Genomic DNA, 20,841 nt, shown 5'->3' with positions numbered 1-20,841 from the left:
AAGGGAATTGAGGAATCCATGACTGACCGCGAACAACTCCATCGAGATGGCTTTGCGCTGCTCCGTCGAGCGATCCCGACCGAGTGGCTGGGTGACCTTCGTGCCGTGTTCGATGCGGGCGTGAAGCCGGCGGACCAATGGCCAGTGCCGCGCGGCATGGATTGGCGTCATTCGCTGTTGGATTCTGATTCGAAGATTCAGGCGGTGTGTCGTTTGCCGGAGCTGCTGACGGTGGTTGGTGAGCTGATCGGAGAACGGTTTTTCCTCTCGCAGGTGGAGGGTCGCGAGCCCCTTGCTGGTGGCGGTCATCAGCTGCTGCACCGCGACTTGTCGGCCCAACGGCCAGGCGACATTGTGAACGCCATTGCTTACTTCGACGATTATGGCCCTGAGAACGGCGCAACACGTATCGTCCCCGGCAGCCATCGCCCTGACCAGGAAGCGCCGCCGTTCGACTTCAATGACGAGTCCCGGTCTGTGCAGCTTTCAGGCTCTGCTGGAGACATCCTGGTGTTTGATGCCGATTTAGTGCATGCGGGCAGTCTGAACTCGATCGGCGCACGCCGTCGCTCCATCCTGATCAGCTATTTTTCGGAGCCTTTATACGCGTCACACCTGGAAACGGTGAGCCTGCGCAGTATCCGGATGGACACGACCGATCGGTTCGACCCTTCGGATTTTGCCTGCTCAAGCCATCAAGAATAGCGGACCGAAAACCAACAAGGAGTGCCTGCCATCAATGGCAGCCCCCACCACACCCGTCCAACTGACAATCGGACGGGTGTGGTGGCCTTGATGGATTCTCCAGGGGGGATCCACCCCTACAGCTGGGACTTTTTTTGTGTCCGCCACTTTCCTGGGGGCATATTGAATTTACTGGAGAACATTCGGGTGAAATGGGCTTGATCAGCAAACCCGCACTCCAACCCCACTTGAGAAATAGAAAAATCAGTTTGCTCAAGGAATTCTTTCGCTCGGGTTAATCTTGCAAGCTGAAGCCAATCACGTGGGGAGTGGCCCGTAGCATTCTTGAAAGCTCGGGAGAAGTGACTTCGTGACAAGGAACACTCCTTGGCTACGGCCGAAACCTGAATGCCGCAATCAAGGTTTTCCATCATGACTTCTTTTGCTTTTCGCTCCTGCCAATAACTCAGTCTGCCCGGCCCGTTATTGGTCGCTATGAGTCGCAGATTGGCGCATGCCATCGTCATGATCGGCTCAGCGCCAAGCCCGGCGGCACCGATTGCGATGGATACCCGTTTGTCGCCTCCCTGGCTGGACTTGAAGACTTCTACAACGTCCACGTCGTTCATTGTGACCTCTCAATGTTGGAGACGAGGTCTATTGTGGCCAGCATCATTTTAGCGAAAGCGCTTGATCGGGCCGTCCATGCGCCCGTTTGGGCCAGATCGTTAGCGGGGTTTGCGTAGCCCGCTTGGGGTTAGACCCAGGTGGCGCTTGAACAGTCGAGCAAGGTATGAGGGGGAGTCCAGGCCTACCGCGAGGCTGACTTCGAGGATCGATAGTGAAGTGCATGAAACAAGCCGGGCGGCCGTTTCCACTCGGGTGCGGTTGGTGAAATCCAGCAGGGTTTCGCCCGTAATGTCTTTGAAGATACGAGTAAGGTGACGCCGTGACAGGTGGAACTCATGCCCAATCGACTCAATATCCAAATCTGTTTCCAGATTCTCCTGAATGTAGCGCTGTATGTCGCGAACCAGCGTCGCCTGCTGTTGATGTTCACTCGGCTGCGGCAGTGTCTGCTGACAAGCGATAACCCGCGCGCACTCCTCGAAGAGCAGATGATTGAGATGGGGTAATTGGCGCTTAAAGGCCTGCGCAGATGCACTGCCTTGCAGTTGGTCGTACAGGCGCAAGATACTTTCCAGCGCCTCGGTTCCTTGCCAGATCCCCGATCGATTTACCTGTTTGGCGAAACCGCGGTAACCGTTCATCTGTCCTTGATGTTTGATGTAAGAGGGATCGACATACAAGGTCATATGTTTCTCCCGCCCCGGAGCCGCTTGGGTTGCGTGTGCAAAGTCTGCCGGCACAAAGGAAAACAACCGGGGCGAAACGTGAGAAGTCTGGCTGCTTTCGGTCGACAGGAACAGCCCACCCTGGCGTGGTAAGAGCAGCATATGACAGTCGTGGGCGTGCCAATCCACGGCGTAGCCACTGGTGTCGCTAGTCTCCAAGTGAAACATTTCGGGCGACTGACCACTGAGCTTGGACGACATATAGGCCATAAAGCAGCCCCCTTAATAACAGTGGACCGCTGCAATAGCCTCGTCGGGGCAGTTCTGAGCGGCGGATGGCGAATATCGGTAACAATGGGTGCATCATTATCATATATACCTTCCCAACACGGCACGACCAGACCAAAGCGCTCCTCCCCCTTGATATTCACTGCTGTCTTGGCCATATCCAATTGGTATTGCGCTGGCTTTACCTCGCGGTCACTGGGTGAGCATGGCGTATCGTCCTTGGGTCAACAGAACGGAGGCTGATATGAGAGATGGCACGGACAAAAGAGTTGTTGTCATTGGCGCGGGCATCGTGGGTGCGTCCCTCGCGTATCACCTGACCAGCAAGGGCGCGAATGTCATTCTGGTCGAGGCTGGAGGCATAGCGTGCGGCGTGACTGGAAGCTCATTCGCATGGATCAACACTTCACACAACGGGCCCGATCCCATTGCACAGTTGCGTGATGCAGCAATCGAAGAGTATCGCCGACTCGAAACGGAGCTGCCTGGCCTGAAGATACGCTGGACAGGTTCCCTGTCTTATGGCGCGAACTCAGATGGCGTGCAGCCAGCCTCAGGCTGCCAGCCTTCGGCAATACCGGTATCGCGCTCGCGGATTTCCACCCTTGAACCCAACCTCAAGAATCCCCCTCAGCATGCCTTGTATGCAGCACAAGAAGGTGCGCTGGATGCTGTAGAGGCCACCCATGCCTTGATCGCGGCTGCCCAGGCTCATGGGGCAAAGGTTCTCACGCAGACTCGGGTGCTCGGCTTTACCACTCGGAATGCGAAGGTGACGGGAGTCGAAACCGCAACGGGCATCATCGAAGCCGACATTGTCGTACTGGCCGCAGGGGCTGGCATCACCAAACTGACACAGATGCTAAACGCGCCCCTTCCAATAGAAGCCTCTCCTGCCATATTCATCCGCTACAAGACACAACCTCATCTCGTGAACACCATCATCTCCAGCCCTGAAATGGAGGTGAGGCAAAGCACGGAGGGTACGTTGCTGGCAGCGGAAGATTATTTGGGAGACGCTTTGGAAAACCAGCCAGCAGCAATAGCGCTAAGAACCGCCAAAGCCATCCAGAACGAACTTCATGGCGTAGTTTCCATTGAGCCGGAATTGGCTCGCGTCGGACTGAGGCCGATGGCTGTCGACGGCATCCCCATCATCGGGTATCTACCCACTCTCGGCGGGGTGTACGTCTGCACCATGCATCCCGGAGTTGCCCTGGCTGCGATAGTGGGCCGCCTTGCCAGCGAGGAGATCATCGACGACAAGGCCTTTGCTGCCCTTGGCCCATGTCGTCCCGAGCGATTCTTTGCGGAAAAGATTTTTTGATTGCGGAAAAAACTAAGGGCCTGCATGAGAAACCTCATGCAAGCCCTTGATATTCATGGTGCCCGGCTGTTCTGGGATGACCGGTACTTGCTCAGTTACTGGTCGCCGCCAAGTTCACACACAGCGGAACTGGCCGCTCTCATGCCCCACCTGGGCAATTAAGGCCGCCATCCGCAGCCGGGTATTGATCTGGTATCGGTCCATCGCCAAATTCAACACAGACGCAAAAACGCCGGCTTATTTGCCGGCGTTCGGGAGGATCTGCAGCAGTTGCTGCGCGGTGATGGGCATACGCTTTCTCCGAAATAAATAAACGTAGTGCGGCAAGGTGTCGCCGGTAATTCTTCGATCGGGTAGGATGTGCGCGCCCAGGAGACAGACCTGAACACATGGAATTTCCAACGATGACATCTATTGCCAGCTCAAAACTAAGCTCGCTAAAACAAACGCCTCATCACTTAAAGTACCGATCAGACATTGACGGTCTGCGCGCCATTGCAGTTTTGAGCGTTGTGATTTTTCATCTTGGGCTTGGCTTATTCCCCGGCGGTTTCGTCGGCGTGGATGTGTTTTTTGTGATATCTGGCTTCTTAATCAGCAAGATCATCTACACGGAAACATTCGCAGGGTCTTTTTCGATAACTAATTTCTATGTACGGCGCGCTCGTCGAATTTTGCCGGGACTGTTATCGGTACTTGTGGCTTGCTCAATTTGCGCAGGATATCTTCTTTACCCGAGTGAGCTTGTGAGCTATGCGAAGTCTGTAATTTCAACCGCATTGTTTTCGGCAAATATATATTTCTATGCGACATTGAATTATTTCGGCCCTTCGGCCACAGAGATCCCACTGCTGCATCTTTGGTCGCTCGGCGTGGAAGAGCAGTTTTATATCCTGTTTCCTTTGCTCGCCATCGCCATGGCCGCATCGTCGCGAAACCTTCGAGTCGTTATTTTCTCGCTCCTGCTTGCATCCATGGCGTCGTCAGCATGGCTTCTGACGACAGACCCGTCCGCAGCGTTCTACCTTCTGCCATTCAGGGCTTTTGAGATGCTGATTGGTAGCGCACTTGCACTGCCAGGACGCCGTAGTACGCCGAGCAAGACCATCTCAGTTTTGGCTTGTGCTTTCGGCTTGATCTGCATTTGCGTTGCAGTTTTTGGCTATGACAAGGCAACCCTATTCCCAGGCCTTGCCGCGCTCCTCCCATGCATCGGGGCAGCGCTGATAATCTATGCCGGCGAGCAGAAAAACACCCTGTCCCAAAGGGTCCTGGGGAATGAAGTTCTTGCGTCCATAGGCAGAATTTCCTATTCGCTTTATTTGGTCCATTGGCCTGTTATCGTTTTCGGCAAAAGGGCATTCCCGTATGCTGATCAGTACACATTCGCGGCGGCAGCATTTGCTGTCTCGGTGCTCCTTGCTTACCTAAATTTCCGATACATCGAGCGGCCGTTTAGAGGTCGTAGCTCGATACAGCGCCCGAAAAAAGTCCTTGGCGTATCTTTTGTGGCGCTTGCTTCTGTAGTGTTTATCTCAGGGCTGACCGTTTACAAGGGAGGGTTTGCTGGAGGGGCTGACCACCGCGTCAAAAAGGCACTCTCATATCTCAATTACAACACAAAGATCCTATATAAGTCCGGCACTTGCTTTCAAACCGCAGATCAAGCTCCAGGAATTGTTGATATAAGCTCTTGCCTACCTAGCGGCAACACTAAAAAGGTAATGCTATGGGGCGATAGTCACGCAGCACAGTATATTTCTGGACTATCAAAAACTTTAAAACAGCAAGGTTATTCTCTTGGCTTTCTTACGGCCCAATCATGCCCGCCAATCATGGGCGTCACGGTTCTATCAAACCCAAGATGCGGTGCTTTTAATGAAATGGCTTTGCCGGTTATCCTCAAGGAGAAACCGGAAATAATCATTATGGCTGCAAACTGGGTAGCCAATGACGTGACCATGGATCTATTGGAGCTAACCATTCGCAGGCTGTCAGACACCGGCATAAAGCTGGTAATCCTTGGCGAGGCTCCGCTTTACAAGCTCAACGTGCCAGCAATGGTTGCAGAAAGAATCAAGGCAGGCCGTGAGGACTTTCTTTCGAGCGAAGAACTCGAGCACGCCTTTCTCGACAACTCCAATAACGTGATGCGTCCACGCTTCTCAAATCGACAGGACGTCAAATTTATATCGGTCATGGACATCATGTGCCCGGGGTACAAGTGCCCGCTGACAACACCTGACGGCACTCCGGCAGCCTTCGACATAGCCCACCTTACCGAAGAAGGCTCCGCGATGTTTGCCGAGAAGCTGACGCCAGCCATCCTGAATTAACGGCGCAAGCCACTACAAGGATTCGGCTGATCGAGACTCAGGGCCCGCAACAATCACCGGTACGGCTGGAACAATCGGCCAAACCGGCGAGGCATTCCAGCCTGGCTTCGTGGTTACCTTGCCCACGGCGAACTTATAGGCCTTCCAGGCTTTAAGGTTCACCAGTAGCCTCGTCCTCTTCGGTCACCTCGCCGGCGTCGATGCCGTAACCAGGCGTGTCGATGCGATCTTGAATTCGCGTGATCTGCGTTACCGCGACAGCGTTCTTTGCAGCCAATTCGGCCTTGGCTTCCACCAGGTGCAGCGCGGCGGCAGCAGCCTTCATCTCGACGGCAATCAGTTGGGACCAGTCGATATTACTCATGGCCAGCTCCTTGTTAGGCCGGATCGGGATCTGTCAATGCCTGATTGAGGAGCGCTTCGACGAGGGTGTACCGCTCCAGGCCCCCACAAAAGAATGGCCCGGCGCGCTGCTCATTAACGCCAAGCTGCACACGGTGAAGATTGAGCGTTGGTATATGGGCAAAGAGGGCAAGCTCACCGACCGGATGGCCGAACTTCAAGCCATGGCCGACACCGACGACGAGGGCCTGAAAGAGGCCTTGCAAGACACCGTAGATGCAATCCTGGGTGAGTTCGAGATGAAGGCCGACAACATCGTCATGCTGCGCCGCAATATCGAAAGCGATATCGATGCCATCAACAAAGAGGTCGAGCGGCTCAACGAGCTGAAACGCGTGAAGAAGAACAGCATAAGCCAGGCATGCAGGAGGACCTGCCGCCCCACCTGGTGCGCGAGAACAGTCTTCCTCTTGGCTGGCCAGCATGACAACCGCCTTCTGCCGCCACGCGCGGTACGGAGCAGCTCATGAACATCCAGTTTCTATCCCACGAGGAGGTTTGCGAGCTTACCGGCGCGCGGACGAAGGCAGGTCAGATCCTCAACTTGAAGAAGAATGACGTCCAACACACGACCAAAGTGAACGGCTGGCCAAGTGTTACCGCGATGGCAGTGACCGCAGTCGGTACGCTTGAAGCGGAAAAAACCGTATGAAACACGTAAGGCCAGCTGACATGGGACGACGACCAAGTAAATCCGGCTCAAGCCCGGCTGCGAGAGCGTAAGAAAGCCAGCGGGCGGGTCTTCTATTATTACGACACTGACGAAAGGACCGAAAAGAAATCCCTCTGGCAGCGATTACGGTGATCATGGAGTACGCTAAGCTCGAGCGTGATCGCACCACAACTGAATTGGTCGTCAAGGCCATCACTTTTAGTGAATTGCGGACCAGAAACAAACAAGGGTTTGCATTAGCTTTCGCCCGCAAACCCTTGATTTTAGATGGTGCCCGAAGCCGGAATCGAACCGGCACGCCCTTACGAGCGGGGGATTTTAAGTCCCATGCGTCTACCAGTTTCGCCATTCGGGCGGTAGCGCTTGTGCAACAGAGGGGGAAATATATACATCCCGCCCCGGTGAAGCAAGTTCACAACCCCCTTTTCAAGACTAAATCTTGCAGGACTGCGAAAATAAAAAAGCTCCGTAGATCATGGACCTACGGAGCTCGTTTAAAGTGGAGGTCGAAGTCGGAATCGAACCGATGTAGGTGGATCTTCAATCGATCAACAAAACAAGCTATTTCAATAGGTTAGCATCATTATCGTTCTGCAAGCTACTGATTTTCAAGGTTCTGTAAGCCGCGCGGCACACGGGACTGCTCCATGGCTGCGGAGCTGCCCGGCGCCTGATTTTGTGACTCATCACGCCAACCTCGTCCGAAAATAGACCTGATGCCGAGTTACCAATTGATACCAAAAACGACAAGCAAAGACGCTTTAATCGACTAGCCTTGCCGTACTAAACGCCAACGGAAGGGCAACCTGGATGATCAAGTTTGGAGCCGAGCGACCGGCAGAAACGCTGTACCCCAGTCTTTACGATGAGTTCGAGATCAGCAAAAAACCCTATTGGTCATCTCCCAGGGTGCAGGAAAAGGCCATGATCACGGCTCGCGCCAGCGCCATATTTAAACTGCTCAGGTTGGGTACTCGGTCCAACCCTCAGTGAGCATTTCGGCGCGATATGTGTCCTCATCGATTGCTTGCGGAAATGCTCGTTAGCGGTCGATCTGGAACCGCCTCATCGCCACGTTAAGGGCAGGTGCAAAAACGCCGACGCTGGTGCCGGCGTCGGAGAGGATCTTCAATAATTGTTGCACAGCAACAATAATGGCATTTTGCCAAGATGCGTCCAGTGATTTGGTGTAGAATCCGCATCGATCGGCGCGACCCACCAATTTAGCGCTCAAAAAAACAAATAACATTCTCGGTTTTATATGCCTAAACAAATCATGGATAGAATTGTATTTTTGGATTGCATGCGAATATTTGCCTTTATTGGCGTGCTCGTCGGCCACCGAATGTTCCCAGACGTCTACTATGCATCTATCGATGAATCACTACATATCTCTTTACGGTATGTTTTATCGGCAATCTCTCCATTAGTTTGGTCTGGTGCTGCAGGGGTAATCGTTTTTTTCATTACATCTGGCTACGTCATAACGCATGTACTCCAGTCCGAGAACACAACAGAGTTTCTCATAAAACGTTTTTTCAGAATTTATCCATTATTTATTTTCGCCGTCATCTGCGAGGCGCTGGTAAATAAATTCGTTAATGGAATCCCGCTCCCTCCAGCCTGGCAATGGATTCCACACCTCCTTCTTTTAGGTGACCTGTTTGCAATTCCAACCTCACTATCTGGTGTTGAGTGGACGTTGCGGATTGAGGTTGCTTTTTATGTGTTGATGGCGCTATTCAAGGCGTCCGGCCTGATGCGCAAGCAGCAGTACCTTCCAATGGTATTTGGCGCTATTGCTGCAACCTTGTATTTCTCTTCGCCATTCCCTAACTCACCAGGGCTCACCCTCGGATACACCACGCTTTATGCTCCGTTCCTCTTTTTAGGATCGTGTATTTATCTGCTGGAAACCGGCAAAGCCAATAAGAATGCCTGCATCGCATTAATGATATGCATCGTCTTGGCATTCTGGACTATGACGACCAAAATCCAGCCATCATTCAATAACAATAATCACTCGATGTATGCACTGGCTATTTTCTTCTCTGCATGGCTGATTCGAGACAGAATACAAGATGGCCCACTTATCAGGCTCACCTCAAACCTGACGTACTCAGTCTATTTATTCCATAACTGGGCATGGCCTTATTTGGCAGAAGTCGTGAGCAACTTGGGAATCACCTATATCCCGCAAAAAATACAAATAGTCATGATCCTTGTAGTCATTTGCTATGTACTACATAAAACAGTAGAAACGTACGGCCTTCGCGCCGGGAGAATTGTAGTAGCCCGCTACCGCACTGCAAAGACCATCAACAGAATCAAACAAGTAGAAACTGCCAGCTCTTAACCCCCCCCTATAACGATTACTCCAATACACTCAACTATCACGCGGGGATTGGAACCCCTGCCCTTGCCATAGCTGGCAAAGTGGTGAAGTAGCTTCTGTACCTATCTTCAGATGCCACGAAGGCTGCCGCGGATGGTGACCTTGAGCTTTCAGCGACGATTAGCAAATTTCAGTTCCGTGAAACCGACCGAAGACGGCTAGTGAAATTGACGATATCACTGACGCAAGTGCCCCGCTCGGTCACTCAGTTCGAGGGATAAAAAAGGTTTATCACCGCGTGTGGGCCCATCGTAAAGCCAACAACGCAATCCATTCATGCGGAACACTTCACTTTCCTGAAGGCATAAAAAAACCCCGTAGATCATTGATCTACGGGGTTTTTAATAGTGGAGGCCGAAGTCGGAATCGAACCGGCGTAGGTGGATTTGCAATCCACTGCATAACCATTTTGCTATTCGGCCTCAAACATCTGACGTTCAGTAGCACAACATCAAACGTGTAAACTCGTATCTGGAAACAAGATTCTAATCTAGCTCCCAACCCTTTGAAATCTAAGGGGTTTTCGTGTTCCTGAATCAGGAATGGACGCAATTCTGGACTGGTTCGAAAGGCATGTCAAGAACTGGAAGAAAATAATTCCAGATGCGCTAACGCCACTACCCGGTTGCTTTCGAGACTAACACTTTAGCGCCACAGAAAGCGCTACCCACCGCAAGATGCGCGCTGCAACCGCTGTCGATACTCGCTGGGTGTCTCGTGCATTTCATGGCGAAAGTGCCGATTGAAATTCGACAAGTTGGCGTACCCCACTTCAAAGCAGATATCGGCAACGCTGAAACTGCTTTGCGCCAGCAAACGGCAGGCGCGCTGGACTCGTAGTTTGCGCGTCAGGTCGACGAAGGTATGGCCGGTGGCGCGCTTGAAGAATTTGGAGAAGGCCGGCTCGTTCATGTCCAGGCGCTGGGCGATGACCGACATCCGCAGCTCGTCAGCGAGGTCGTTCAGGATGTAGTCGAAGACAATGCTCATGCGCTGAGCCGTCAATGCGTCGAGCATGGGCGCGTACTGCAGGCTGGCAAGCGTCTGTCTCTCGCTGTTGGGGGCCGATGCCAGCAGTTGCAGCAACGACAGGAACAGGCACAGTCGCTGCAAGCCATGGCACTGGCCGATTTCTTCCAACAGTCGGGCCGCCTTCTTGCGGGTGTTGCCTTGAAATTCGATGCCCTGCGCCGCCTGGCGAAACAGGCTTTGTAACTCGCTGAGTTCCGGGACCTTGTCACGCAGTTGCATCAGCATCTGGCCATCGAACTGCAACACCACGTCACGGCCGGTAATCACCTCACCTTTACCCAGATCGCTGATCCAGTCGTGAGGCAGGCCCGGGCCGATGAGGGCGACATGCCCGGCTTCGAATACGCCGATGTAGTCACCAGCCAGAAGCCGACCGCTGCCTTCGCGGATCAGGTGGATCTCGAACTCCGGATGATGGTTCCAGCGCGCCAGGTCGAAGGGATAGTCGTGTTCGTACCAACGAAAGCTGTGCTGGGGCTCGTTGAGGATGACTTCAAGCGCTGGCGGCTTGTCTGCGGTTACGTGATGGTTCATCACCCTGGCGATTCCGTTTTTGTTGGTTTTATCAAGGTACCGCGAAGCCTGGGACGAGTCGAAGTCTCGGGACGCTGACATGAGACTCGCACTAACGACGCCCGGCGCCTAGCACGTTACATGGCGCCCACTGATACTTTTTTTCCACGGTCAAAAAAGTATCAGCGGCGCGTATGCCATTCATTTGTTCGCTGCCTGGGTAGCTGCAATTCTGTAGTCAACCCGGTGCGGCTATGCCCCGCCTCGTGGATTACAACAACAATAAAGCTTCTGCCGCCCAAGGCGCAGAGCGGAGATCACGATGAAGATCATTCCAAGCGCGCTTTTTCTGTCCGCCGGCCTGTGCTCTGCCCTGCTCTGCCAGGCTGCTGAAACGGTGACCATCGCGACCGTGAACAACAGCGACATGATCCGCATGCAGCGGTTGTCCAAAACATTCGAACAGCTGCACCCCGACGTAAAGCTGAACTGGGTGGTGCTCGAAGAGAACGTGTTGCGTCAGCGCCTGACCACCGACATTGCCACTCAGGGCGGCCAGTTCGACGTGCTCACCATCGGCACTTACGAAACACCCTTGTGGGGCGCCAAGCATTGGCTGGAGCCGATAAAGGAGCTGCCCGCCAGCTATGACCTCGAAGATATTTTCCCTGCGGTTCGCCAGGGACTATCGGTCAACGACACGCTCTATGCCCTGCCGTTCTATGGCGAAAGCACCGTCACCTATTACCGAACCGACCTGTTCAAGAACGCCGGCCTGAGCATGCCCGAGCACCCGACCTGGACGCAGCTCGGCGAGTTCGCCGGCAAGCTGCACCGGCCGGATAAAGAACAGTATGGAATGTGCCTGCGCGGCAAGGCCGGTTGGGGTGAGAACATGGCGCTGCTGACGACCATGTCCAACGCCTTTGGCGCGCGCTGGTTCAATGAGCAGTGGCAGCCGCAACTCACCGGGCCGCAATGGACTGCCGCCGCCAACTTCTACGTCAACACCCTCAAGCAGTACGGCCCACCGGGTGTGTCGAGCAATGGCTTCAACGAGACGCTCGCCCTGTTCAACAGTGGCAAATGCGCAATCTGGGTCGATGCCAGCGTCGCCGGCTCCTTCATCACCGACACAACGCAAAGCAAGGTGGCCAATGATGTTGGTTTCGTCGCCGCGCCAACAGAAGTCACCGACAAGGGTTCGTCCTGGCTCTATGCCTGGTCACTGGCCATCCCGGCGACATCCAGACACAAGGAAGCCGCCAAAGCCTTTGTGACCTGGGCCACCTCCAGGGAATACATCCAACTGGTTGCGAAGACGGATGGCATCAGCAACGTACCGCCGGGCACCCGCATGTCGACCTACAGCGACGCCTATTTGCAGGCGGCACCCTTCGCCGGTGTCACGCTGAAAATGATGCAGAACGCCGACCCGGCACACCCGTCAGCCCAGCCCGTGCCCTACGTCGGCATTCAATACGTGACCATTCCCGAATTCCAGGCAATTGGCACGTCGGTCGGCAAGCTGGTATCCGCGGCGCTCACCGGGCAGATGCCGGTGGAACAGGCCCTGGCTTCCGCGCAGCAAAGCACCGAACGCGAGATGAAGCGCGCCGGTTATCCCAAGTAGCAACGGCGTGACGCAATCACTGTGGGTGCGAGCTTATGTGGCGAGGGGGCTTGCCCCCGTTGGGTCGCAAAGCGTCCCTAAAACCAGTCACCGCGATCTTTAGTCAGCAACGCGGTGTCCGGTTTACGACTGCTGCGCAGCCGAACGGGGGCAAGCCCCCTCACCACATAGCCCGCTCCTACAGGGATTTTTCGCAGACTAACGACTGGTTTTGACGCCCTCGATTGGGCAACTCTTTAGCTCTTACGATTGGATGGGAACAATGAAACGTCTAGAAGGAAAAAGCGCCCTGATTACCGGTTCCGCCAGAGGAATAGGCAGGACCTTCGCGCAAGCCTATATCCGCGAAGGCGCCAGGGTCGCGATCGCCGACATCAACCTGGAGCGTGCCCAAGCCACGGCAACCGAGTTGGGGCCCAATGCCTATGCGGTCGAGATGGACGTGACCGATCAGCAATCCATCGACGCAGCCATCGCCACGGTAATCGCCACCACAGGCAAGCTCGACATCCTGATCAACAACGCGGCGCTGTTTGATCTCGCGCCGATCACGGAGATTTCTCGCGACAGCTACGAACGGCTGTTCTCGATCAACGTTTCCGGCACCCTGTTCACGTTGCAGGCCGCGGCCAAGCAGATGATCCGCCAGGGCCACGGCGGCAAGATCATCAATATGGCCAGCCAGGCCGGGCGGCGCGGTGAAGCGTTGGTCGCGGTGTATTGCGCGACCAAAGCGGCGGTGATCAGCCTCACGCAATCGGCCGGTCTCAATCTCATTCCCCATCACATCAACGTGAATGCCATCGCGCCGGGGGTGGTGGACGGTGAGCATTGGGACGGCGTCGATGCGCTGTTTGCCCGCTATGAAAACCGCCCGCTAGGGGAAAAGAAACGGCTGGCAGGTGAGGAAGTCCCGTACGGGCGCATGGGCACGGCGGATGACCTTGTCGGCATGGCGATTTTCCTCGCATCGGCCGAAAGCGATTACATCGTGGCTCAGACCTATAACGTCGATGGCGGCAACTGGATGAGCTGACTGGCCCTGATGACAGGGCCAGCCGATGCCTCAAAGGCGAAACCGATCCACCGACTGCGAGAGCTGTCCGGCCAGGCTGGACAGTTCATCGGTGGTCGAGGCGGTCTGGTTGATCACCTTGCTGTTGCCTTCGGACATGCCGGCAATCATTTCCACCTGGTGCGCGATTTCGTTGCTGGCCAGGCTCTGCTCGCCGATCGTGCGGCTGATGTCATTGACCAGCTCCGTGGTGTTGAGCGTGGCCTGGAGGATTTCGCGGATGGCGCGCTCGACGTCGGCGGTCACCGCCATGCCCTTGTCGACCTGTGCGACGCCCGCCTCCATGCTGCTGACCGCCTCGCGGGTGCTTTGCTGGATACGCGCGACCATGGTGGCGATTTCCTGGGTGGAGGCGCTGGTGCGGCCCGCCAGGCTACGCACTTCATCGGCGACGACAGCAAAACCACGGCCCTGCTCACCGGCACGGGCGGCCTCGATGGCGGCGTTAAGCGCCAACAGGTTGGTTTGATCGGCAATGCCCTTGATCACCTGAATGATGCTGAAAATCCCCTCGGACTCCTTGTCCAGGGTGCGGATCACCTGGGCCGACTGCTGCGCCGAACGGGCAATCCCGTCCATATCGCTGACTACTTGATGAATCACCCGACCGCCGTCCTTGGCCAGCTCCTCGGCTTGGTTGGCCATGTTCAGTGCACGCTCGGCATGCCGGGTGATTTCTTCGATGCTCGCAGTCATTTCGCTGGCCGCCGCGGCCATGGTGCTGGCGGCGACGCTTTGCTGCTGGCTGCTGCCCGCGACCTGATGGCAACCGCTGCTCAACCGCTGGCTCATGCCACTTACGCCATGGGCATTGCTACGAACCACTTCGATCATGCCGCGCAGGTCGCGCTGCATGGTTGCCAGGCTGCGAATCAAGGTGCTGGCTTCATCCTTGCGGGTGGGTTCGACGATAGGCTCGCTCAGGTTGCCATGGGCGATGCTGTCGGCAATCCGGCTGGCGATCTGCAACGGCCCCATGATGCTCAGGATGACCGAACGTCCCAGGGCGAGCAGCAGCAACAAGCTGGCAATGAGTACGACACCGAGGGTGAAGTTGGCACTGCTGATGGTTTGCCGAGTGCCCGCGCTGGTCTGTTGAGTGTTGGTTTCGATCAGCTCACTGAGGGTGGCCATCTGGCTTTCCAGTTGGCTGAACGCGTTATTGAACGTGCCCAGTTGCTGTTGTGCGGAATCCGGATTATCCAGCGCCAGCCCGACAATGCGCTCGGCGGCACTGATGTACGTATCGAGGCTTGGCTTGATCTTGTCCAGCGCGGCCTTGAGGGTGTCGTTGACCGGCAGCTTGAGGTTGTCACCGAGCATCTCGCGAAAGTGCGCGGCATGCTCATTGAGTGAGCTGCGCACCTCGGCCTTGCTGCTGGGGCTCTTGCCCAACCCTACCAGCATCGCCGACAGCACATCGGCGCGCAGTGCATCGTGCATCATGTCGGCTTCGAGGTGATTGCGCAGCGCGGTCATGCTGACCTCGTTGTCACTCACCGCTTCAGCCATCCGAGTGTTACCGACATAGCTGACCAGACTCACGATCAGGGCGGTGAGCAAGCCAGTGCCGATCAACAAGATCAAACGTAATTTTATGGACACTCGATGGTTCCCCTGTCGGCAGGTACGTGGTCGGCTAATTGCCTACTGTTGGGGTTATCGACTGTTCCAACCGGTTACTTAGACTTATTTCCACGCAAGCCGATTTTTGCGACCTACGGTATGCGCGGGCTCAATGCCCGCGAATGTAGTGCTCGAGTTGCCGTATCAAATCGGCCTGCTCGACGATGGCTTCCTTGACCAGATCGCCGATCGACAGCAGCCCGATCAGTTCCCCGCCCTCCAGCACCGGCAGATGACGCAAATGACTGTCGGTCATGACCTCCATGCAGCGCTCGATACTCTGCAAACTGTCGGCGGTCACCACCGGCGCGCTCATGATCTCGCGCACCGGCGTGCCGACCGAAGAACGCCCCTGTAAAACCACCTTGCGCGCATAGTCGCGCTCGCTGATGACGCCGACCACCTGCCCTTCTTCGATCACGGGCAGCGCGCCGACGTTCTTCTCGGCCATCATTTTCAGGGCGTCGAGGACCATTTGATCCGGTGCGATGCTGTGCACCTGCTGGTTTTGCACGACCTTCAGTTTCAGCAACTGTGCGGCTGTTTTCATCAACGTTCTCCGATACGGTTCAGCGCGACGGTCAAGCCGCCGCAACTTCCACGACGCCGGCGTTCAAACGCACCGGCCACACCCGAAGGCGCTGTTCGGGGTATTCCAGGCAGCTGCCGTCCTCGAGACGGAAATGCTGCTTGTAGATCGGCGACGCCACCACCAGATCGCCCTTGAGGCTGCCGATCAATCCGCGGCCAATCACGTTCGCGCCGGATTGCGGATCATGGTTATCGATGGCGTAGAGGGTGCGGCCTACGGCCTGCGGCAGGTAGAACAGCGCCACCTGGGCGCCATCGAGCCAGACGACAACGCCGGAGTTGCTGACCAGATCCTGCTGGCTGCACACCGCCTGCCAGGCCTGGGCATTGGCTGCGGTGGCAAGGGCATCGACACGCTGGGTAGTGGACTGGCTCATCAGGCATTTTCCTCGGTGACAGGGATAAGGTTGAGTTCGGCGGCCATGATCGGCCGGCGTTGACCGCGCTCCTGGACAAAATGAATGTCCGGGTCCGGGCGCTGATCGTTGACGAAGGTGCGGAAGCGCTTGAGTTTTTCCGGGTCTTTGAGGGCATTGGCCCATTCGCATTCGTAGCGGTTGACCACCAGTTGCATCTGCGACTCAAGTTCTGCGCCAAGCCCCAGGCTGTCGTTGATGATCACGTCCTTGAGGTAATCCAGGCCGCCCTCCAGGCTTTCGCGCCAGACCGAGGTGCGCTGCAATTTATCGGCGGTGCGGATGTAGAACATCAAGAAACGGTCGATGTAACGGATCAGGGTTGCATCGTCCAGGTCGGTGGCGAACAACTCGGCGTGACGCGGACGCATGCCGCCGTTGCCGGCCACATAGAGGTTCCAGCCGTTCTCGGTAGCGATCACGCCGACATCCTTGCTCTGCGCCTCGGCACATTCACGGGTGCAGCCAGAAACGGCGAACTTGAGCTTGTGCGGCGAGCGCAGGCCTTTGTAGCGATCTTCGAGGGTCAGGGCCATTTTCACGCTGTCCTGCACGCCGTAACGGCACCAGGTGCTGCCCACGCAAGACTTCACGGTACGGGTCGATTTGCCGTAGGCGTGCCCGGTTTCGAAACCGGCCTCGATCAGCTCGGACCAGATGTCCGGCAACTGGTGCAACTGCGCGCCGAACAGGTCGATCCGCTGGCCGCCGGTGATCTTGGTGTAGAGGTCGTATTTCTTCGCCACCACGCCGATCGCGATCAGCTTGTCGGCGGTGATCTCACCGCCAGCGATGCGTGGCACTACCGAATAGGTGCCGTTTTTCTGCATGTTGGCCATGAAGGTGTCGTTGGTGTCCTGCAACGGCACCAGCGAGGCATCCATGATCGGCTGGTTCCAGCACGAGGCGAGGATCGAGCCCACTGCCGGTTTGCACACGTCGCAACCGGTGTGTCCACGGCCGTGCTTGGCCAGCAGTTCTTCGAAAGTGATCACCCCTTCTACCCGCACCAGCGCATAAAGCTCCTGGCGGGTGTAGGCGAAGTGTTCGCACAGGCTCTTGTCGACGCTGACGCCACGGGCAATCAGTTCATGCTCGAACACTTGCTTGAGCAGCCCCGCGCAACCGCCGCAACCGGTGCACGCCTTGGTCTGCGACTTGAGCAGGCCCAGGTCGGTGCAGCCGCCATCGATGGCCGAGCAGATCGAGCCCTTGGTGACGTTATGGCACGAGCACACCGTTGCCGACTCGGGCAACGCGCCCGGGCCCAAGGTTGGCGCACCGGCGGACGAAGGTAGAATCAGGCTGGCCGGCTCCGACGGCAAGGCAATGCCGTTCTGCATGTATTGCAGCAAGGTGTCGTAATAGCTGTTGTCGCCGACCAACACTGCACCGAGCACACGCTTGCTGTCGGCATCCACCACCAGCCGGCGGTAGCTGGCCGTCGCTTCATCGATGAACTGATAACTGCGCGCGCCCGGTGTCTGCGCATGGGCATCGCCGATGGAGCCGACGTCAACACCGAGCAGTTTGAGCTTGGTCGACATGTCGGCGCCCTGGAACGGCTCGGCGGCTTGATTGCACAGCAGCGACGCGACGCCACGGGCCATCTGATAACCGGGGGCGACCAGGCCGAAGAGGCTGCCATTCCAGGCGGCACACTCGCCGATAGCGTAGATATTCGGATCGCTGGTCAGGCACTGGTCGTCGATCACCACGCCGCCGCGAGGACCAATGTCCAGCGCGCATTGGCGGGCCAATGCATCTTGCGCACGGATGCCGGCGGAGAACACGATCAGGTCGGCTTCAAGAAATTCGTCGTTGGCAAAATTCATCCGATAACGGTACTGCTCGCCAGCACTGATCGACTGCGTGCCACGGGACAGGTGCACACCCACACCGAGCCGCTCGATTTGCGCCTTCAGCGCCAGGCCGCCCTGCTCGTCGAGTTGCACCGGCATCAGGCGCGGGGCGAATTCCACCACATGCGCTTCCAGGCCCAGGCTTTTCAGGGCATTGGCCGCTTCCAGGCCGAGCAGGCCACCGCCGACCACCACGCCACGCCGGGCATTGGCCGCAGCAGCACGAATCGCGTCGAGGTCTTCAAGGGTGCGATACACCAGGCGCGAGTCGCCTTCTGCGCCTTCAATAGGCGGCACGAAGGGATAAGACCCGGTGGCCAGAACCAGTTTGTCGTAAGCGACGCAACCTTGCGCGGTAATCACTTGGCGCCGAGCGCGGTCGATTTCCAGCACCGGCACACCCAGATGCAGGGTGACGCCCGGCGTCTGATAGAGAGAGGCTTCGCCCAGGGCCAGCGATTCGGCATCACGACCGCCGAAATACTCGGACAGATGCACGCGGTCGTAGGCACGCATCGGTTCTTCACTGAAGACATGCAGCCGGTAGTGTTCGAGGGCGCCGCGCTCGATGAGCTGCTCGACACAATGATGTCCGACCATGCCATTGCCGATCACGATCAGCGTTTGCAGTTTGTTCAATGCGGCAACATTGGAATTCATAGTAAGCACCCAGCCAAAGCCAATCACGGATAAAAAAGCAAAAAAAAACGCCTGAAACCTCTCGGTTTCAGGCGTCTTTGCCTGTTCTTCGCGGTGTTCGACCTGGCGCCTTCGCCTGATCCACCGATGTTGCCCACGACCTGCCCGGCCGGTCGATCTTCGTTGATCGAGTGGGCTGCCCCTCTTTTTCAGATGAGGCTGAAGGGGGAGAATGCAGCCTTTGTGCCAGTCTGCAGCGCACGACTTCCTCAGTTCTGGAAAACCGACTGCTGAAGGATGGGGGAATGTGATGAAGACCGCGAACCAGGCGGGGTTCATCAGGCGCGAGTCAACGTTGCAGGCCCCCGCGAGTGGGTGGGCGGACGTTGGAGCTGAAGAAAGGAATAGCTCGGGGATCCGCTTCGCACTGGTGCACGTTGTCAGGCATGGCTCTTTAAAAGTGCATGCGGCTACGCCCTGCTTGGCATTTCCCGGTGCCATTCGGGCAAGCGTCAATGCCGATTTGTAGCAGCTGTCGAGCCTGCGAGGCTGCGTTCGGCTGCGCAGCAGTCGTGAGTCCGGCTGACGCGGTCTGCCTGACACACCGCAATTACTGGTTTGACGACTGCTGCGCAGCCGAACGCAGCCTCGCAGGCTCGACAGCTTCTACAGCGAGCTCGTCGCTGCTCAACTTACCGGCCCGGGCAAGCGTTGCCTTCAGCAGCATCGCGTATTTGTATTTTCAGATATATCGAGGCCGCGACGTTTTGGCGCATGCCGGCAGGCCATCGATTAAGCGCCGCAGGGCAACAGTTTGTTAACATCCGTGCGCTTTTTTTCGTCTGATTGATCAGCCACTGTAGATTCCCCCGTCGCTACACAGGATGCTTTTGTTCATGAGTACGTTGTATACCCGTCGCACGGTCCTACAAGGCATGAGCCTGCTGAGCCTCGGCCTGCTCGCTGGCTGCGATGACAGCAGCAAGCTGTCGTTCAAGTACGGCAAGGACCTCAGTGACAAGATCATGGGGCGTACCTTCAAACTCAAGGACGCCCAGGGCGAGTACCGGATGCTGGGCAGCTATCGGGGCCTGATGCCGATGATCTTCTTCGGCTTCACCCAATGTCCGGCGGTCTGCCCGACGACGCTGGCCCGTGCGGCACAGGCGAAAAAACTGATGGGCCGCGATGGCGAACGCCTGCAAGTGATCTTCATCACCCTGGACCCCGAGCGCGATACGCCGCAAATGCTCGACACCTACGTCAAGGCCTTCGATCCGAGTTTCGAGGCGCTGTACGGTACGCTGGAAGAAACCGCCGCCACCGCCAAGGAGTTCGGTGTGTTCTATGAAAAGATCCCGAGCGGTTCGACCTATACCCTCTCCCACACCGCGACCAGCTTCGTTTTCGACTCCCGGGGCAATTTGCGCCTGGGGCTGTCCGCGTCCCTTACCGCTAAAGAGTGTGCAGAAGACCTGCTCACCGTCATGGAGGTCTGCTGATGACTTCGATTTGCGCACCACGTATTAAACAGCTGGGTATCAAACAACTGGTCCTGGGTCTTTCCCTGATTGGCATGGCCTGGCAGGTGTCCGCTCAAACCCTGGTGAACGACGCCTGGGTTCGCGCGACGGTGGCCGGTCAGCATTCGACCGGCGCCTTCATGACCGTGCAGGCCGACAGCGATAGCAAACTGCTCAGCGTGCAGTCGCCGGTAGCGAACACCGTGCAAATTCACCAATCCAGCATGAAAGACGATGTGATGAGCATGAGCCAGGTCGAGTCCGTCGCGCTGCCGGCCGGCCAACCGGTAAGCTTCGATCCCCATGGCTATCACATCATGTTGATGGATTTGACGGCCCAGGTTAAGGAAGGCGACAAAGTGCCCCTGACCCTGACCGTGGAAAACGCCAAGGGCGAAAAAGAGACGATCACCGTTGACGCCGAGACTCAGGCGCTCGGCATGCATGATCACAGCAAGATGCATTGAGAGCTCGATACCAGCCTGTCTGATCGCTGGCTGGTGTTCCGGTGGCGTATGCCTGCCCTCACCT

At 56.6% G+C, this 20,841-nt stretch carries 17 protein-coding genes, 2 tRNA genes and 4 pseudogenes; 10 read left to right on the top strand and 13 right to left on the bottom strand.

Annotated elements, in window-relative coordinates; genetic code table 11:
- Positions 1 to 18: 18 nt before the first annotated feature.
- Positions 19 to 705 carry a phytanoyl-CoA dioxygenase family protein gene (locus ACEN9A_RS13305; protein ID WP_258673951.1) on the top strand — a complete coding sequence of 229 codons (687 nt, stop codon included), beginning with the start codon at positions 19 to 21 and terminating at the stop codon, positions 703 to 705.
- Positions 706 to 821: 116 nt separating this feature from the next.
- Here ACEN9A_RS13305 and ACEN9A_RS13300 read toward each other — a convergent pair whose 3' ends face one another.
- A complete protein-coding gene (locus ACEN9A_RS13300; RefSeq protein WP_064617675.1) occupies positions 822 to 1,313 on the bottom strand; it encodes a helix-turn-helix domain-containing protein in 492 nt (163 codons plus the stop codon).
- Positions 1,314 to 1,412: 99 nt separating this feature from the next.
- Positions 1,413 to 2,249: an AraC family transcriptional regulator gene (locus ACEN9A_RS13295; protein ID WP_258673947.1), complete on the bottom strand. Its 837-nt coding sequence runs from the start codon at positions 2,247 to 2,249 to the stop codon at positions 1,413 to 1,415.
- Positions 2,250 to 2,511: 262 nt separating this feature from the next.
- Between ACEN9A_RS13295 and ACEN9A_RS13290 the strand changes: the two genes are divergently transcribed.
- Entirely contained in the window at positions 2,512 to 3,594 is a 1,083-nt protein-coding gene (locus tag ACEN9A_RS13290; RefSeq protein WP_258673945.1) for an NAD(P)/FAD-dependent oxidoreductase, read from the top strand.
- Positions 3,595 to 3,711: 117 nt separating this feature from the next.
- Here ACEN9A_RS13290 and ACEN9A_RS13285 read toward each other — a convergent pair.
- A pseudogene (locus ACEN9A_RS13285) lies at positions 3,712 to 3,885 on the bottom strand (glycoside hydrolase family 19 protein); the annotation flags it as partial.
- 98 nt (positions 3,886 to 3,983) lie between these two features.
- On the opposite strand from ACEN9A_RS13285, the gene ACEN9A_RS13280 reads away from it, so the two are divergent.
- The gene (locus tag ACEN9A_RS13280; RefSeq protein ID WP_258673942.1) at positions 3,984 to 5,930 is read left to right on the top strand and encodes an acyltransferase family protein; all 1,947 of its coding nucleotides are present in this window, start codon (positions 3,984 to 3,986) and stop codon (positions 5,928 to 5,930) included.
- A gap of 12 nt (positions 5,931 to 5,942) precedes the next feature.
- On the opposite strand, the pseudogene ACEN9A_RS13275 reads toward ACEN9A_RS13280, so the two are convergent.
- Positions 5,943 to 6,294 (bottom strand): annotated as a pseudogene (locus ACEN9A_RS13275) (phage tail protein).
- A 154-nt stretch (positions 6,295 to 6,448) separates the two neighbouring features.
- Between ACEN9A_RS13275 and ACEN9A_RS13270 the strand changes: the two are divergent.
- Positions 6,449 to 6,688, top strand: a pseudogene (locus ACEN9A_RS13270) (siphovirus Gp157 family protein); the annotation flags it as partial.
- Between the two features lie 110 nt (positions 6,689 to 6,798).
- Complete coding sequence (locus ACEN9A_RS13265; RefSeq protein ID WP_258673940.1) at positions 6,799 to 6,984, top strand: DUF4224 domain-containing protein; 186 nt, start codon at positions 6,799 to 6,801, stop codon at positions 6,982 to 6,984.
- 289 nt (positions 6,985 to 7,273) lie between these two features.
- On the opposite strand, the gene ACEN9A_RS13260 is transcribed toward ACEN9A_RS13265, so the two are convergent.
- Together ACEN9A_RS13260 and ACEN9A_RS13255 are read right to left on the bottom strand one after the other, a co-directional pair.
- Positions 7,274 to 7,360: transfer RNA gene (locus ACEN9A_RS13260), tRNA-Leu, on the bottom strand.
- Between the two features lie 687 nt (positions 7,361 to 8,047).
- Positions 8,048 to 8,347 carry a hypothetical protein gene (locus tag ACEN9A_RS13255; protein ID WP_258673939.1) on the bottom strand — a complete coding sequence of 100 codons (300 nt, stop codon included), beginning with the start codon at positions 8,345 to 8,347 and terminating at the stop codon, positions 8,048 to 8,050.
- 3 nt (positions 8,348 to 8,350) lie between these two features.
- Here ACEN9A_RS13255 and ACEN9A_RS13250 point away from each other — a divergent pair, with 3 nt between their 5' ends.
- Positions 8,351 to 9,361 carry an acyltransferase family protein gene (locus tag ACEN9A_RS13250; RefSeq protein WP_258673938.1) on the top strand — a complete coding sequence of 337 codons (1,011 nt, stop codon included), beginning with the start codon at positions 8,351 to 8,353 and terminating at the stop codon, positions 9,359 to 9,361.
- 387 nt (positions 9,362 to 9,748) lie between these two features.
- On the opposite strand, the gene ACEN9A_RS13245 is transcribed toward ACEN9A_RS13250, so the two are convergent.
- Together ACEN9A_RS13245 and ACEN9A_RS13240 are read right to left on the bottom strand one after the other, a co-directional pair.
- Positions 9,749 to 9,822 (bottom strand) — tRNA-Cys (locus ACEN9A_RS13245).
- A 241-nt stretch (positions 9,823 to 10,063) separates the two neighbouring features.
- Positions 10,064 to 10,966, bottom strand: a complete 903-nt coding sequence (locus tag ACEN9A_RS13240; RefSeq protein WP_258673937.1) for an AraC family transcriptional regulator — start codon at positions 10,964 to 10,966, stop codon at positions 10,064 to 10,066.
- A gap of 301 nt (positions 10,967 to 11,267) precedes the next feature.
- Between ACEN9A_RS13240 and ACEN9A_RS13235 the strand changes: the two genes are divergently transcribed.
- Together ACEN9A_RS13235 and ACEN9A_RS13230 are read left to right on the top strand one after the other, a co-directional pair.
- Positions 11,268 to 12,578, top strand: a complete 1,311-nt coding sequence (locus ACEN9A_RS13235; RefSeq protein ID WP_258673936.1) for an ABC transporter substrate-binding protein — start codon at positions 11,268 to 11,270, stop codon at positions 12,576 to 12,578.
- A 262-nt stretch (positions 12,579 to 12,840) separates the two neighbouring features.
- A complete protein-coding gene (locus ACEN9A_RS13230; RefSeq protein ID WP_258673935.1) occupies positions 12,841 to 13,614 on the top strand; it encodes an L-iditol 2-dehydrogenase in 774 nt (257 codons plus the stop codon).
- A gap of 30 nt (positions 13,615 to 13,644) precedes the next feature.
- Here ACEN9A_RS13230 and ACEN9A_RS13225 read toward each other — a convergent pair whose 3' ends face one another.
- The 5 genes and pseudogenes from ACEN9A_RS13225 to nirB all read right to left on the bottom strand — a co-directional run bounded on the left by ACEN9A_RS13225 (position 13,645) and on the right by nirB (position 18,808).
- The gene (locus tag ACEN9A_RS13225; RefSeq protein WP_371924247.1) at positions 13,645 to 14,370 is read right to left on the bottom strand and encodes a methyl-accepting chemotaxis protein; all 726 of its coding nucleotides are present in this window, start codon (positions 14,368 to 14,370) and stop codon (positions 13,645 to 13,647) included.
- Positions 14,371 to 14,502: 132 nt separating this feature from the next.
- Positions 14,503 to 15,258, bottom strand: a pseudogene (locus tag ACEN9A_RS13220) (MCP four helix bundle domain-containing protein); the annotation flags it as partial.
- Positions 15,259 to 15,388: 130 nt separating this feature from the next.
- Positions 15,389 to 15,829, bottom strand: coding sequence for a CBS domain-containing protein (locus ACEN9A_RS13215; RefSeq protein ID WP_007935595.1), 441 nt, complete (start codon positions 15,827 to 15,829; stop codon positions 15,389 to 15,391).
- 31 nt (positions 15,830 to 15,860) lie between these two features.
- Positions 15,861 to 16,247 carry a nitrite reductase small subunit NirD gene (nirD, locus tag ACEN9A_RS13210; protein ID WP_258673933.1) on the bottom strand — a complete coding sequence of 129 codons (387 nt, stop codon included), beginning with the start codon at positions 16,245 to 16,247 and terminating at the stop codon, positions 15,861 to 15,863.
- Positions 16,247 to 18,808, bottom strand: coding sequence for a nitrite reductase large subunit NirB (gene nirB / locus ACEN9A_RS13205; RefSeq protein ID WP_258673932.1), 2,562 nt, complete (start codon positions 18,806 to 18,808; stop codon positions 16,247 to 16,249). The genes nirD and nirB overlap by 1 nt, the downstream gene beginning before the upstream one ends.
- A gap of 875 nt (positions 18,809 to 19,683) precedes the next feature.
- Here nirB and ACEN9A_RS13200 point away from each other — a divergent pair.
- Positions 19,684 to 20,289: an SCO family protein gene (locus tag ACEN9A_RS13200; RefSeq protein WP_258673931.1), complete on the top strand. Its 606-nt coding sequence runs from the start codon at positions 19,684 to 19,686 to the stop codon at positions 20,287 to 20,289.
- Positions 20,289 to 20,777, top strand: a complete 489-nt coding sequence (locus ACEN9A_RS13195) for a copper chaperone PCu(A)C (RefSeq protein WP_258673930.1) — start codon at positions 20,289 to 20,291, stop codon at positions 20,775 to 20,777. The genes ACEN9A_RS13200 and ACEN9A_RS13195 overlap by 1 nt, the downstream gene beginning before the upstream one ends.
- The last annotated feature ends 64 nt before the right edge of the window (positions 20,778 to 20,841 follow it).

Source organism: Pseudomonas sp. Pseusp18 (assembly GCF_059506005.1).
This window is presented reverse-complemented; position numbering and strand designations above follow the sequence as displayed.

What these genes read in the sequence shown, in the direction of transcription:
- ACEN9A_RS13305 (WP_258673951.1), top strand. Translation starts at nt 19, where the DNA reads ATGACTGACCGCGAACAACTCCATCGAGATGGCTTTGCGCTGCTCCGT.
- ACEN9A_RS13300 (WP_064617675.1), bottom strand. Translation starts at nt 1,313, where the DNA reads ATGAACGACGTGGACGTTGTAGAAGTCTTCAAGTCCAGCCAGGGAGGC.
- ACEN9A_RS13295 (WP_258673947.1), bottom strand. Translation starts at nt 2,249, where the DNA reads ATGGCCTATATGTCGTCCAAGCTCAGTGGTCAGTCGCCCGAAATGTTT.
- ACEN9A_RS13290 (WP_258673945.1), top strand. Translation starts at nt 2,512, where the DNA reads ATGAGAGATGGCACGGACAAAAGAGTTGTTGTCATTGGCGCGGGCATC.
- ACEN9A_RS13280 (WP_258673942.1), top strand. Translation starts at nt 3,984, where the DNA reads ATGGAATTTCCAACGATGACATCTATTGCCAGCTCAAAACTAAGCTCG.
- ACEN9A_RS13265 (WP_258673940.1), top strand. Translation starts at nt 6,799, where the DNA reads ATGAACATCCAGTTTCTATCCCACGAGGAGGTTTGCGAGCTTACCGGC.
- ACEN9A_RS13250 (WP_258673938.1), top strand. Translation starts at nt 8,351, where the DNA reads ATGTTCCCAGACGTCTACTATGCATCTATCGATGAATCACTACATATC.
- ACEN9A_RS13240 (WP_258673937.1), bottom strand. Translation starts at nt 10,966, where the DNA reads ATGAACCATCACGTAACCGCAGACAAGCCGCCAGCGCTTGAAGTCATC.
- ACEN9A_RS13235 (WP_258673936.1), top strand. Translation starts at nt 11,268, where the DNA reads ATGAAGATCATTCCAAGCGCGCTTTTTCTGTCCGCCGGCCTGTGCTCT.
- ACEN9A_RS13230 (WP_258673935.1), top strand. Translation starts at nt 12,841, where the DNA reads ATGAAACGTCTAGAAGGAAAAAGCGCCCTGATTACCGGTTCCGCCAGA.
- ACEN9A_RS13225 (WP_371924247.1), bottom strand. Translation starts at nt 14,370, where the DNA reads ATGGCCGCGGCGGCCAGCGAAATGACTGCGAGCATCGAAGAAATCACC.
- ACEN9A_RS13215 (WP_007935595.1), bottom strand. Translation starts at nt 15,829, where the DNA reads ATGAAAACAGCCGCACAGTTGCTGAAACTGAAGGTCGTGCAAAACCAG.
- nirD (WP_258673933.1), bottom strand. Translation starts at nt 16,247, where the DNA reads ATGAGCCAGTCCACTACCCAGCGTGTCGATGCCCTTGCCACCGCAGCC.
- nirB (WP_258673932.1), bottom strand. Translation starts at nt 18,808, where the DNA reads ATGAATTCCAATGTTGCCGCATTGAACAAACTGCAAACGCTGATCGTG.
- ACEN9A_RS13200 (WP_258673931.1), top strand. Translation starts at nt 19,684, where the DNA reads ATGAGTACGTTGTATACCCGTCGCACGGTCCTACAAGGCATGAGCCTG.
- ACEN9A_RS13195 (WP_258673930.1), top strand. Translation starts at nt 20,289, where the DNA reads ATGACTTCGATTTGCGCACCACGTATTAAACAGCTGGGTATCAAACAA.